Origin of the sequence: Paenibacillus nicotianae, from assembly GCF_042681745.1 — a bacterium.
Classification (GTDB): domain Bacteria; phylum Bacillota; class Bacilli; order Paenibacillales; family Paenibacillaceae; genus Saccharibacillus; species Saccharibacillus nicotianae.
In genome coordinates, this window is the sequence record NZ_JBHUGF010000010.1 from 1,733,842 (window position 1) to 1,747,086 (window position 13,245).

Consider the following 13,245-nt stretch of genomic DNA (forward strand, 5'->3'; position numbering starts at 1 on the left):
GACCCTTTAGAATTTTTCTGGATAAATCAATGCGTAACATAGATAGATGGTTAACCCACCAATAATAATCCACAGCAGCCAAGTCATCGCTCATTCCTTCTTTCTCCGATAGCTACAGATGCCCATTGCAGCAACCCGCTCAATCCCAAAGTCATTATCAATAATAATCCAATCATCAGTATATCCATCATAGGTATAAGACTCCCTGCATTCGTTTTGTAAGTAATATTTGCTAAAAAAGGCATAAAAAAAGAAGCCTGGAGAAAAGCAGAACTTTTCCCCAGCCCTCTACAAACACGCACACTTATCGTGTACCTGCCAAGTTGCTGGTTAGGAGTTCTCCCCTATACGCTTACGGAGTTAGCTGTCGGATTCGGGCTGGAAGATTGCCCGTTCCGGTAGATACCGGAATTCACCCCATGTTGTGTAGTAACTGACTCTTCTATCAGTTATTTTCATCAACGATTGGTTCCCCCGCTTTTCATATGCATATGAAAATTAAGCGTCGTGACATTGTTAACATATCAAAAAACACAGAGTCGTATTACACTGTGTCAGATCGGCACAAGCTTCACACTTCTCTCCTAATCCACGCTTACGAGGTTAGCTGTCGGATTCGGGCGGTGAGAGTCGCCCTACTGCATTGTCTGACTGTACCATGGTTAAGTCAGTATGCAGATTCACCCCAACGATTCACATTCCGGCTCTCACACCGTTTTGTGAAGTCGCAATTTGGTTCCCCCGTTTTTCGGTTAGTACCGAAAACTCAGCGATCAAAAACATTGGAAACTTCATTTATATCAGTTGCTGAATCCTATTCATCAACTGCCTGCAATGAATAATACGCCTGTACCTGTCAACTGTAAAGCTGAGAAAAAACGCAAAAAAAGCTGTGAATCATCACAGCTTTCATTTTCAGATAACTATTGAAAACTTATCTATCTCAGGCTTCTATTTTCTCTCTTTTTCATCGTTTATCTACTTTTTTATTTTTGTTACATGATATTTATCATTGATTTGCAGTAGATTCTGAAAACGATTATGTCATTTATTACGCAACATCCTATCATTTTGCTACGTTATGTTAACCTGTATAAATTTCGTAAGCAAAATGGTACAACGTGCTAATGTCTGAATTTAGTTGTTTTCCATTGTTGAAAAATTGAATTCTGACAATATCATAATAATGTCTGTATCTGGACGATTGGAACGTATATTGTCCTACTCCCGGATTATTGATAGAGACCGGCATTGTAAAATGACCTGTAGCATCTGTAGTCGCTGTACCAGAAATCACTTTGTTATTTAAAATGGTAGTGATATTGGTTGTGACTATCGCATTCCCTACAGGATTACCTGTTGCATCTAATGCACGACCTGTGATTACAATATTATTTTTCACACGCCATTTATTGCCTTGACCATAGTTAATAAATCCGTAGACACCGCCATCTGTTGTAATATCACTAATAACAACTCTTGATACATCTGCTGTCTGATAATTAACAGATAATTTGTATGGAGTCGTTAAATCGAATGTGGAAGGAGCTAACACTTGAATATAATACGTTCCAGCCGGTAATGTAACCTGACCATTTGTATTTTGTGCCAGTGTACCCTGACTTACAAGATTAGCATTAAATAACTGCAACTGATACGTTCCATAGGTCGATGTATTGTCTAACCGTAAATTCATTTTAGACTGAGCTGTCAAAGTTACTTTTGTCCAATCTTCATCAAAACTATTATCAATATTCTGTGTACTGACAAAAGGAGCAGCTCCGCGATCTTTAGCTAGCCACGGGTTATCGTCCGGCTCATTCGCATCATAACTATCCGATGTTACTGCAAATACGGTAAATGGATTAGTGGTATCTGCACCTTGATACGAACTAACTCTAATAAAATAATAACCTGCTTTGGCAATGTGACTAAGCTGTTCATATTGTGTAGGTCCTTTAGTAGAAAAAGCGACTTGTTGAATCTGGGAAGTCTCTTCATTTAAGTAATACAGTGAAAGATCATAATCGATAGCAGCCGAATTTACTACACTCAAAAAAGAAGTTAATTTGGCAGGAGTCGTGACTTGCGTATAAAACCAGCGACTTTCCCCTTCTGTAGTGATATAACCCTGATACGCTTGTCCTGTCTGAATAAATAAAGCTTCATCTGGTGTGGTGTTGGTACCATACGTATCTTCTGCAATGGTACTGCGTTTAAGTGTGGAAGATGGCAAAGTGATAGACTGTGGCAATTCTTTCGTTTTACTAGCAAAATAATCTTTAGAGCTGGTCAGCTCCTTGTTTGGCGCAACAGATTGAACAAGAGCTGTAGTATTGCCCAAATCTTTATGTACTGCTAAAGTTTGCGCATGCGTCTGTACCCCACCCCAACCTATGCCTAATGTCACAAGTAACGCCGTAATACCTACTAATTTTGTTTTCAAAATACCACTCCTTTTTCAAAAATATGTTATTTATTAGTAAATTATACCTAATAAGAAAATTGATAGTCAACTATATTTTTGTGATTTTAGGTAAAAAATAATAAAAAACATAAAAAAGACTCTGTCGCTTTTGAGCTGTACAGAGTCTTTAGACATGATTGAAAATAACTATAATATCGTATTAACGTATATGGCTATGCCAGATTTCTTCTTCTTCATCTGTCATTTCGCCGACAATTTTATGGAATTTCACGTATTGAGCGAACGAATTTTTGAGCAATTGAAATTGAGCAAACGAACCGCTAAATTGCTCTAGCGATACAGACTTGGAGATCGTTTCTATATTGCTGATTTGGCAACCACTATTCAATTCCAATTGCTTCAGGTTGGGCAGATCCGCAATCGCTGAAATGTCAGAAATACGCGTATCATGAATCGTCAGCATTTCCAATTGTTCACATGCTTGTAGACAACTCATATCAGCAAAATAAGCATCTTCGATATGCAGTTTGCGTAAAGACAAAGACTGACTGATTTGTTGCCAGTCTTCAGGTGTCCATGCATTAGGCGAGCATATTTTCAATTCTCGTAGCCCTGAAATAGCAGATAAGGCTTCTACAGCTTCGCGAGAAGGCGAAGAAAGAGCAAGTGTAGTCAACTGTTGCATTTGCGCTAAAGGAGCATAATCTTGAATACGTGTATCTGTACAATCCAAATTATACAGATGTGGTAACGTTGCTAACGGATCTAAATCTTCAATCAACGTACCTTCTAGATTAACAATTTGCAAATAAGGCAATCCACGTAATGGCGTGAGATCACGAATCGGATTGCGAACAAGATATAGCTTTTTGAGTTCTCTACAATTCGCAAGCGGACGAATATCTTGAATCTCATTTACACTTAAAATTAATTCACGTACTTCATGACAACGTTCAAGCGGCGTGATATCTGTTAGCTGTTCACGAATCAAAAAGATTTGATGAGCATGGACAAACTCTTCGACCGTATTCGATTTAGTTATAATTCGTTCTTGCCAATCTGGATCTAATTGCTGAAACCATTGTTGTAATGGAATCTCTGGTTCATCAGAAGATGTATTGTTTTTGGGTAGATCGGCTAAAGCATATGCCTGTGCATCTTTGAGCATACGCGATTGTTCGTTACGACCGTACATCCAATATTTGAATCCATCCTCTTCTTCGACAGTATAATTGCCATGACGAACCGTATCTCGCATAAAATGAATAAATTCACCCAGACTACGGGCAATCACATACTTCATTTCTTCGTCACGACCAAAATTAATCACCTGTCCAACTACCCCATGTTCTGCTGGAGACAGATCAATCCCTAGATGATTGCCTCCGCCATCATGACAAAAAGGGATCCAGTTGCGGTTGATATACTGCTCTTTGATCCAACCCGATGGAATCGAATAATGATCTCCCATCGTCTGATATTCAGGCTCAAGCTCAGACCATATTTTCCACTCGCTAATCATTTCTTCCAAACTCAAAAATTGCAAACCAAAAAAGAACCCCGGGCCACTACGAGACTCCCCATTGTGTATATGATACAGTTCTTTAAGATCATCCGGGAAAGAGACACCGATAATCTGTTCAGCTTGTTCTATTTCTTCATCTCCAGCAGAAGCTTTTAACGCTTCTTCAAGACTGTTCAATTCTGGTCGTAATATGGATTTGATTTCTTCCAACCATGTTCCGATCATTGTTGTTTCCTCCTGTTCCATGAGGCTTTCTTTATGCTCATGATCATCGTTCTATGTTAAAGTATACCGTTCCTTATGGCGTATACCTAATTTCATGCAAACATTATCCCCCCATATATACCATGTATTGACCGATATTAAAGGTACTGATCTTTATTTGCAAAAAAAGGCATCACCCAGTATGTACTCTAGATATACGTATAATGATGACATTAATCGAGCAATGCACTTCGTTTGAATATTAAAATGATTTCTCGTGAACTGCCCTGTGCAAGACTGGTGTCAAATGTCGATACAAGCTCCCATCCATCAAATCCATAGGCATTTAATTGCTCCTGTAGTTCTGCATCATCTACTTTGCCACCGAGAAAGCCTCCGGTGTGTAATTTGACTGTACGATATTCCCATTGACTCATTATATTCTTCCTTTCATCCCTAAATTCATCTTTCATTGTAAGCTTACGACTAAATATACACGATTACGTGTTAGGTTTCAAAACGTCATCTTAAAGTAGTATACTTTTATTTTAAAATAAATAGCGAATAGTGTCCCTTCATTGCACGACTATGTTAAACTTAAATTATCTACTTATTTTTTGTACAGGAACAGCACGACCATACTATTGTGGAGGAATTATACAAGACTCATGACGAAGACAATCGGACTTGTCCGCCATTTTAAAGTAAATAAAGAATTTCCTCTTCGCCAATTTGTGACAGTGAGCGAACTGATCGCCTGGCTTGAAGAGTATGATCTTGCTGATATCCACGATGGCACAACTGATTTGCGTGGTTTTAATTGGGAAAAATGCTTTGCCAGTGATCTCCCGCGTGCTATCAAAACGGCACGTTCGATTTATGATGGCGAGATTACAGTAATGCCCGAGTTACGTGAGCTTACACCTCCAAGTTTTAATACGAATATACGTATTCCTTTTATCGGATGGGGCGTTCTTTTCAAAATGGCTCCATTGCTTAGTCGAAGATATCGCCGTATGATCCGGGAAGTCGAAGCACGTATTAATCGAGCATTAGATGTTATTTTATCTTCAGAAGAAGAACACATTCTGGTGGTTAGTCACTGGGCATTAATGCTGTATATGCGTAAGCAATTAGTCAAACGTGGATTCAAAGGCCCGCGTATGCGACAAGTAGAAAATGGGAAGCTCCATGTTTTTCAAGCGATCACTGTACAATCTCCTTATCCGATCAAAAATAAACAAACGCATAATCAATTAGACTCATAACTCACAGAATACAAATATAGACTATTCTATTCCTTAAAGATGATAAGGAGCAGAATAGTCTATTTACGTTATGTGTATATGGCGCCTATTTTACATTTTCTATCATTGATCCATTATTCAGCGATGTACATCTATACTCAAGTAGCTTGTAGAGTGAATAGATCTATTTTAGCTTGAATAGACAGAACAATAGGTTCGGTCAAAGTTTAATTGAATCAAATCTTCTTTGCGGATAAAAAAATGAATAACGCCAGCATCCCACCACATATACCCGATATCATCATCACTCTCTATTTCTAAGAGCATCAGCGTATCTTCAATTTCTCGATCTGCTTGTTGCTCATTTCCGTCACACTGCTTCACTAACCATTTACGCCGCTTATCCATATCATATGTATGCTTACCGGTAAAAATCGCTGTAGCGGCTTCCATATAGTCATCTCCATGTGAGGATACGGGATAACCAAATATTTTTCCAACCATGTCATCGGGTTCAGCATTAACTTGTTCTTTCCATTCTAAATATTGCTCATCCGAGATATCATAATTCGCTAACTGATCATAATCGACATAACTATAGGTAGGAAATTCGATATTACCTTGAGCATGTACTTCATACGGTACAAATGCTTGTTCAGCCTCTTCTTCCAAAATCGTAGTTGCTTCTGGTTCGCGATAGGCTATCGATGCTATCTCAGGCTCCGAAATATAGATGATCTGATGTTCAATTTGATAAGATGGCTCATCCAATCCTACAAAGAAATAAAGCAATCCCTGACGTGGAAAGTAATCAGGTAATCGATCTTCTCCTACTTCTTTGGCGATTTGAGCGAGATTTAATTGAGCCACTGAAGTCATATACTCACCATCTTGAGTAAGAGGCCACTTCATATGCTTGGGTAGATCAGGGTAACCTCCTATTCGTGACGCTCCTAATTGCTGACTTCCTTGTTGTCCGCGTTCCAAATGAACCACAGGATGGTGATGTGCTTGCAAGTAAGGCTCTAATGCAGACATCTGCTTTTTAGCTAATAACGATTGAATATAATCACCTTGAAATGCTTTTGGTATAGATTTCATAATAACTCTTCCTTTCTGTATAGCTATTATTTTTATTTACATTGTTAAGGCAATAACATAAATAGTACGAATCCAGTCACAGGTACTACAATACCTACGCCGATGCCTACATAAGGATATGGTGTTTTCCAAAAAGAACGATATTCTTCTTTTTTTGTTTTTTGCTTATTCCAAAAAGTAATCTGGCGATCAAAGCTACGCATCAACTGTAAAGCATCTTGCTCACTACACTCGGACAGTCTTTTTTGCAAAGAAGCATATGTTACTTCCTGCTCTTGTTGCGCTTGCGCTGAATCCATGCTGTTAACCTCCTATTCTGCTACTAGAAATGATCCAATATCCTATAATGAGTTTATTCAAAATTTTTGTTATTTACTCCATTTACGTTGTACAACCCAATAATTCAAAAAGCGTATAAACAAACATGAACTGATAATGATTAATATATAAGCTGTGTCTTTTTCCCAGGAAGCATGTCCATCCATTGATAGAAATAGAATTAAGACAAGAATACTTAAAAAAGATAAGCCTGCATTTTCGCGATTATATTTCTGGAATCGATGATACACAGAACGAAAAATCAATAAGACAACGATACAGGATGAGCAAATTAAAGGAAAATAGTCTAGCAATATAGCACCTCTTTCACATCTTTGGATCAATCCAATCATTTGTAGAATACATGAAAATTATAGTATAGCGATCAGAAAATTACAAAAGTTGTTTACTGTTCAGATGAAATTTCTTTACTACGTTCCATTAATGTTCTTAGCTTCACTTCGGTTGCTGAATCTTCCAAAGGAGTATAAATACTACAGCGCAAATCGGTGTTGCCCTGTACCTGTAATGAAGTGAGATCAAATAACATTTTGCCTGCTTTGGCATGTCTAAATTCAATCACCACTTCCGGTGCAGAACTAACTTTGCTTTGTTCCCATAAATGATAAAAGTCAGGATATAACTCACTCATCTCAGCGATAAACTGCTCATACCATTCATCATCTACATATTGCCCGTAATACGCACGAAAAATCGCCAAAAATCCGCCGACAAAATCATCCCAGTTGACTGCTAAACGGCGAAATTCTTTACGCGAAAACAACAACCGAATCATATTACGCCCGGGTTCAGGAATACTTTCAAAATCGAGAAAAACATGTTTGGCGGCATCATTCCATCCGACAATATGACAATGACGATCGGAAATAATAGTAGGACAGTATTGAAGCTGTTGTAGAATTTTGTATAGTGCAGGCGTAATCGCAGGAAGTTCCTCGGACAAAGGCACAATCGATGCACTTTTATCCAATGCTAACGAAAACAAATATTTACGTTCATCGGCTGTTAACAATAACGCCGAAGCTATATTTTCCAACACAGAAGCCGATACTTGAATATCTCTACCCTGCTCTAACCATGTATACCACGTTGTACTCACTCCTGCCAATTGAGCTACTTCTTCTCTTCGTAAGCCTGGCGTACGTCGCCGAATCCCTACCATCAAGCCTACTTGTTGAGGCAGAATCTTGGCACGCTGTGCTTTGAGAAAAGAAGATAATGCTTGTAAACGATGCTGTTGATTCACTTGATCCCCTCCTAATGACTATTGTAATACTAATATCTATCTATTATTGGCTATATGATTCACAGAAATAACGCTAACCTATTACTTATTATACTAGGATAAACGGTAACTTGTAATAGGATATTTCGCATGACAAAATAAGAATATCTTACGATACGTTTTAGTATTGCAGATGCTGAGGGTAGGATATTTTGTTTTACAAAAATTACTTTTGATTATCATAAATCGCATTTGATTGCCAAACACTTAGGAGGATAAAAAGAATGGAACGAGTTGTTATTACAGGAATGGGGATTGTGTCCCCTTTAGGAAATGATATTGATACATTTTGGAGAAATTTAGTTGAAGGACAATCGGGAATTACTGCAATTGATACTTTTGATACCTCACGTCACAAAGCCAAAATCGCTGGAGTTGTTCGTGATTTTGATGGCGATGCTTTATTCGGACGCAAAGAAGCTAGACGTATGGATCGGTTTGTTCAATTTGCAATTGCAGCGGCTGAACAAGCCGTCTCTCATGCAGGCTTAAATATAGAAGAAAGTGATCGCGAACGTATCGGAGTGTATGTTGGTTCGGGTACAGGTGGAATCCAATCCCTGCTTGATCAAGATCATATTTTATTAGAACGTGGCCCGGAGCGGGTGAGTCCTACACTTGTGCCGATGATGATCGCTAACAGTGCAGCAGCGATGATCAGTATTCGTCTGGGTACGTGGGGCCCGACGCTTTCGCCTGTCACAGCGTGTTCAATCGGCAATACAGCTATTGGTGAAGCCATGCGAATGATTGCGTATGGAGATGCAGATGTGATTCTTGCAGGAGGAGCAGAAGCGGCAATCAATGAAGTGGCTCTTGCTAGCTTCGGTAATGCGACAGCATTATCTACACGCAATAACGATCCAGCCGCCGCTAGTCGTCCATTTGATCAATCACGCGATGGATTTGTTATGGCAGAAGGAGCAGGTATTGTCGTATTGGAATCGCTATCTCATGCTTTGGCAAGAAAAGCGACCATTTATGCTGAAGTAATCGGCTATGGAGCCAGTTCAGATGCTTACCATATGGTAGCGACACATCCTGAAGGCCGTGGTGCTCATCAAGCGATGAAATCTGCTCTACGAAATGCAGGCATTACTCCTGAACAAGTCGATGTGATCAGTGCCCACGCGACCAGCACCGGAGTAGGCGATCGTTCAGAAACCTATGCGATAAAGCAATTATTCGGCGAACATGCTTATCAGATTCCAGTCACTGCTAACAAATCGATGTTAGGACATATGCTTGGTGCGGCTGGTGGTGCAGAAGCTATCGCACTTGTACAGATGTTACAGGAAGGCATAATTCCACCTACTATCAATTTGCAACATCCTGATGAAGACTGTGATCTGGATTATGTACCTGATGTCGCACGAAAAGCCGATCTTCAGATTGGATTATCCAACTCATTCGGCTTTGGTGGTCATAATGCGGTTATCGTTTTGAAAAAGTATCAATAACTATATGCTTATCTCAAAATGACAAGCATCATAGTCTATATCTACTGAACATATTTTGTAATAATCAATTTGTGCTTGTATGGCTCTAATGCTTCGATAATATTCTTTTTAGTATGTCGTTCAAAATGGTGATTCCATTCGATCATATTCATCAATGTGCCAAATGAAAAGCGATCCTGATCGACTTCGGTTCCTATTTTCTGGCGTATAAATCGTAAAATCATTCGCCCATCTCGCACCAATGGAGACGGTGTCAGAAAAATGATCTGCTCTGCCATCGCAAAGCTAAATGTTAACCATTCATAATCCTGCCCTTCTACAATCCACGAGTCTTGCGAGACAATATCTAATAATAATTGCTCTCGCAGGGCAGGTATATTTCTGCGTTTCTTTTCCCCTGTACCGTTCCACACTAAATTTTCCAATACATAATGAGGAATACCCAATCTGCGAGATAATCGACGTGCCAGATGGGTTTTTCCGCTTGCATGAGCGCCAATAATATGTATCTTCCTTGGTGTCATCTACTTTCACTCCTATTCGCTCGATAGCCGCCCATTTCGCACTTATGTATTATTTACTATACTAGCATAGGTTTAGCATCAATCGTTAGAAGAAACCTTTAAAAAAATGCCAAGTTCTTGTATGATCTTAGGCAAACTCATTCTTATTCTTTATTATTGTTAGACGATTTGCGTATCTTTTGAATCACTTTATTCGTTTACAAGATATACAACGTTGTAGCAAGACGATTTCTGATCATAAAGGGGGCGCCCCACTAATGACACTGGTACACATTTCGCATCATCGGGCAGATGGCTCGGAAAAACCTATCTACCAGACAGAGGAATATGGGAGTCAGAAACTTCTGTCTCTATATAAGTACTGTTTATCATTGACCGGACATGTTGCAGATGCTGAAGATCTTATGCAAGAGACTTGTCTCAAAATCTTTTCTGCCTGTCAACAAGGCTTGACCTTTTCACAACAAGAAGCGTATATGATTCGAACAGCTCGCAATACGTGGGTAGATACGATGCGTAGAAGAAATTATTTTAACGATTATATCGACCAGCAAGCATTATTACTACATGAATATGAATCTTCAGCACCACCATGTCCACAAGATATTGAACTGGCGGTACAGCAATTAACACATCTATTATCTCCCTGGCAACAAGCCGTATTTATGTTGCGCGATTTATTTGGCTATTCAGCGGCAGAGACAGCACAGTGGTTAGAGACGACTGAAGGAGCGGTAAAAGCTGCTTTATATCGAGCAAGAACCCTACTTGCCAAAAATGTAAATAATAATGATGAATCTATCCAGTTATCTGAAGATGCAGAGTTATTAATGGTATTACATCATTATGTACATGCTCTCTATACAGGCGATGCAGATAAAATCGTGCAGTTAACATTGATGAGGATGAATAAAGCTACGCAACATGTTCATGCTGTTGCGACCAACTTGTTACCTTCGCAGGTAACGTACGATCATCACAGCTCGCCCCCTGTCATCTCTAACACTGTGCATTCCTTTGCGCTATATCACAAGCAGTCTTACAAATCACCGTTTCTACAGATAGGTAAGGCTGCTTAACAAGGAGTGCTTGATATGACAACAATCCCTTATGTAGTAGAACAAACGGATCGCGGTGAACGCAGTTACGATATTTATTCTAGATTATTGAAAGATCGGATCATTATGGTGTCTGGCGAAGTGGAAGATCAGATGGCAAATATTATTGTTGCTCAACTGCTCCATCTGGCTGCCGAAGATGAACAAAAAGATATTCAAATGTATATCAATTGCCCGGGCGGTTCGGTATCGGCCGGGTTCGCTATCTATGACACGATGCAATTTATCAAGCCAGATGTGTCGACAATCTGTACAGGCATGGCGGCAAGCTTTGGTGCGATTCTGCTAGTCGGTGGCACAATTGGAAAGCGGATGGCGTTGCCCAATAGTGAAATTATGATTCATCAACCTCTTGGTGGTGCTAAAGGTCAGGCTTCAGATGTGATCCTTTATGCTGATCGCTTGCTTCGCAGTCGAGCCAAATTAAATGAAATCATCGCAGATCGTACCGGTCAACCTCTGGAAAAGGTAGCGCAAGATTCCGATCGGGATTATTTTCTAACGGCTGAAGAAGCAGTGACTTACGGGTTGGTCGATCAGGTTGTGGCTAGAGTGTAGGTAAAAAATTAGGAGTTAAAAAATAAAGACCCGATAGACTAATAACTCGTCTATCGGGTCTTTATTAATATGCTCTCACTACATATGAGATTTGTATTGTCTAGCCACATCAAAATCAGGTTCTTTATTTTCTAAACAACTATGTATTTGCTGACTAAGATCGTCAATATGTATAACAGAATTGATTGATGCTTGAAGTAGCTGTTGCGGATCAGTACGATTCCAGTCTAGTATATAACCATTATAGCGAGCCAAACAGCGAATAAATTCTCGTTGCATACGTCCATTTCCTTCTCTGAAAGGATGAATCACATTTATTTCAGCCATATAATGAGCAGCCCGAATAACAAAAAAATCTAGTGATTTATCTGTTAAATATTGTTCTTCTTTCAGTTGTTGAAATAATTGTTTTGTTTGTTCAGGAATATATTGTGAAAGTGCAAAAACAAATCCATCTTTAGAAATATCCTCGGTTCTAAACTTACCAGCAAATAAATATATATCTCTAAACAAATAAAGATGGATATTCTGCATATGCTTAACATTAAAGTGACCTGCAACTGGATACTTATATAATTCAGCATTACGCAAACTACTCATCATACGTTCATAACGTTCTAGTATTACAGAATCACGAATATTCTCTTTGTTTTTCAGTATATCTGTGCCTTGATAACAGTAAGAGGATTGCTGATGATTATATCGAGACAACTTTTGCCAACTCCAATGCCATTTTCTTAAATTCCAACTCCGTGATCTGGCCTGTCAGCTTCAATTTAATTAATTGCTGTTCACTCTCAGGAAGATACAAGCCTTCTACTGCCAAACTTGCTTTTGCATTTTCAAGGGCTCTATTCGCTTCTTCTTGATTGAATTTTTTCATCATAAATCCTCCTTATCTTAACAATAATTATACTTATAATTATATCATTTATATTTAGTATACACTTCATCAATTTTAAACTTTAAACATATAATTGAGGTGCAATACAAACTGACTTTATCAAATGACAATACTACCTCATATTACATCGTTTGGTTCTTGACTCCCCACTCGCATAACTCTTCCAAACCTGGCAAAAGAGATGCACCTTTAGGTGTAAGACTGTATTCAACTTTTGGTGGAATCTGCGGATATTCTTCTCGCTTTATGATTCCATCTGCTTCTAATTCTTTCAATTGAGCACTTAACGTTTTGTATGTGATAGCTCCAATTTTTCTTTTTAATTCATTAAAACGAACCGTTTCATTTTCAGCCAAAAGATAAATAATTACCATCTTCCATTTCCCGCCAATGATTGACAAGGTGTAGCCGAACGGAGTATCTTGAATATTTTTAATTTTGCCATAATATTCAGTCATACTCATCTATACCACTATCCTTTCGGGTAGTACCTATCTAAATAGTGCGTACTACTTTTATGTTTGCGTTCAGTTTATACTAGCCTTACTTTGA

General features: G+C 38.8%; 15 protein-coding genes and 2 riboswitches. Of the genes, 4 read left to right on the plus strand and 11 right to left on the minus strand.

Annotated elements, in window-relative coordinates:
* Positions 1-6: 6 nt before the first annotated feature.
* From kdpF to ACFSGI_RS11690, 4 genes are all read right to left on the minus strand, one after another.
* Complete coding sequence (gene kdpF, locus ACFSGI_RS11675) at positions 7-87, minus strand: K(+)-transporting ATPase subunit F (protein WP_083243537.1); 81 nt, start codon at positions 85-87, stop codon at positions 7-9.
* A 247-nt stretch (positions 88-334) separates the two neighbouring features.
* Positions 335-515, minus strand: a riboswitch (cyclic di-AMP (ydaO/yuaA leader).
* Positions 516-577: 62 nt separating this feature from the next.
* A riboswitch (cyclic di-AMP (ydaO/yuaA leader) is annotated at positions 578-782 on the minus strand.
* A 302-nt stretch (positions 783-1,084) separates the two neighbouring features.
* On the minus strand, positions 1,085-2,446 hold the full coding sequence (locus tag ACFSGI_RS11680; RefSeq protein WP_204824298.1) for a carboxypeptidase-like regulatory domain-containing protein: 1,362 nt from the start codon (positions 2,444-2,446) through the stop codon (positions 1,085-1,087).
* Between the two features lie 181 nt (positions 2,447-2,627).
* Positions 2,628-4,178: an SMI1/KNR4 family protein gene (locus tag ACFSGI_RS11685; RefSeq protein WP_204824299.1), complete on the minus strand. Its 1,551-nt coding sequence runs from the start codon at positions 4,176-4,178 to the stop codon at positions 2,628-2,630.
* Positions 4,179-4,390: 212 nt separating this feature from the next.
* Positions 4,391-4,594 carry a DUF4177 domain-containing protein gene (locus tag ACFSGI_RS11690; RefSeq protein ID WP_204824300.1) on the minus strand — a complete coding sequence of 68 codons (204 nt, stop codon included), beginning with the start codon at positions 4,592-4,594 and terminating at the stop codon, positions 4,391-4,393.
* A gap of 231 nt (positions 4,595-4,825) precedes the next feature.
* Between ACFSGI_RS11690 and ACFSGI_RS11695 the strand changes: the two genes are divergently transcribed.
* Positions 4,826-5,425 (plus strand): histidine phosphatase family protein, encoded by a 600-nt coding sequence (locus tag ACFSGI_RS11695; RefSeq protein WP_204824301.1) that lies wholly within the window; start codon positions 4,826-4,828, stop codon positions 5,423-5,425.
* Between the two features lie 168 nt (positions 5,426-5,593).
* On the opposite strand, the gene ACFSGI_RS11700 is transcribed toward ACFSGI_RS11695, so the two are convergent.
* The 3 genes from ACFSGI_RS11700 to ACFSGI_RS11710 form a co-directional block, all read right to left on the minus strand.
* A complete protein-coding gene (locus ACFSGI_RS11700; RefSeq protein WP_204824302.1) occupies positions 5,594-6,505 on the minus strand; it encodes a YwqG family protein in 912 nt (303 codons plus the stop codon).
* Positions 6,506-6,549: 44 nt separating this feature from the next.
* Positions 6,550-6,804 carry a hypothetical protein gene (locus ACFSGI_RS11705; RefSeq protein WP_204824303.1) on the minus strand — a complete coding sequence of 85 codons (255 nt, stop codon included), beginning with the start codon at positions 6,802-6,804 and terminating at the stop codon, positions 6,550-6,552.
* Positions 6,805-7,229: 425 nt separating this feature from the next.
* The gene (locus ACFSGI_RS11710) at positions 7,230-8,090 is read right to left on the minus strand and encodes a helix-turn-helix transcriptional regulator (RefSeq protein ID WP_204824304.1); all 861 of its coding nucleotides are present in this window, start codon (positions 8,088-8,090) and stop codon (positions 7,230-7,232) included.
* A gap of 263 nt (positions 8,091-8,353) precedes the next feature.
* Between ACFSGI_RS11710 and fabF the strand changes: the two genes are divergently transcribed.
* Positions 8,354-9,589, plus strand: a complete 1,236-nt coding sequence (fabF, locus tag ACFSGI_RS11715) for a beta-ketoacyl-ACP synthase II (RefSeq protein WP_204824305.1) — start codon at positions 8,354-8,356, stop codon at positions 9,587-9,589.
* A gap of 41 nt (positions 9,590-9,630) precedes the next feature.
* Here fabF and ACFSGI_RS11720 read toward each other — a convergent pair whose 3' ends face one another.
* Positions 9,631-10,113 (minus strand): P-loop NTPase family protein, encoded by a 483-nt coding sequence (locus ACFSGI_RS11720; RefSeq protein WP_204824306.1) that lies wholly within the window; start codon positions 10,111-10,113, stop codon positions 9,631-9,633.
* A gap of 257 nt (positions 10,114-10,370) precedes the next feature.
* Between ACFSGI_RS11720 and ACFSGI_RS11725 the strand changes: the two genes are divergently transcribed.
* Both ACFSGI_RS11725 and clpP read left to right on the plus strand, forming a co-directional pair.
* A complete protein-coding gene (locus tag ACFSGI_RS11725) occupies positions 10,371-11,192 on the plus strand; it encodes an RNA polymerase sigma factor (RefSeq protein ID WP_204824307.1) in 822 nt (273 codons plus the stop codon).
* 15 nt (positions 11,193-11,207) lie between these two features.
* Positions 11,208-11,789 carry an ATP-dependent Clp endopeptidase proteolytic subunit ClpP gene (clpP, locus tag ACFSGI_RS11730; protein WP_204824308.1) on the plus strand — a complete coding sequence of 194 codons (582 nt, stop codon included), beginning with the start codon at positions 11,208-11,210 and terminating at the stop codon, positions 11,787-11,789.
* Between the two features lie 78 nt (positions 11,790-11,867).
* On the opposite strand, the gene ACFSGI_RS11735 is transcribed toward clpP, so the two are convergent.
* The 3 genes from ACFSGI_RS11735 to ACFSGI_RS11745 all read right to left on the minus strand — a co-directional run bounded on the left by ACFSGI_RS11735 (position 11,868) and on the right by ACFSGI_RS11745 (position 13,157).
* A complete protein-coding gene (locus ACFSGI_RS11735) occupies positions 11,868-12,500 on the minus strand; it encodes a Fic/DOC family protein (protein WP_204824309.1) in 633 nt (210 codons plus the stop codon).
* Entirely contained in the window at positions 12,487-12,672 is a 186-nt protein-coding gene (locus tag ACFSGI_RS11740; protein ID WP_204824310.1) for a hypothetical protein, read from the minus strand. The genes ACFSGI_RS11735 and ACFSGI_RS11740 overlap by 14 nt, the downstream gene beginning before the upstream one ends.
* Before the next feature lie 143 nt (positions 12,673-12,815).
* Entirely contained in the window at positions 12,816-13,157 is a 342-nt protein-coding gene (locus ACFSGI_RS11745) for a winged helix-turn-helix transcriptional regulator (RefSeq protein ID WP_204824311.1), read from the minus strand.
* Positions 13,158-13,245: the final 88 nt, after the last annotated feature.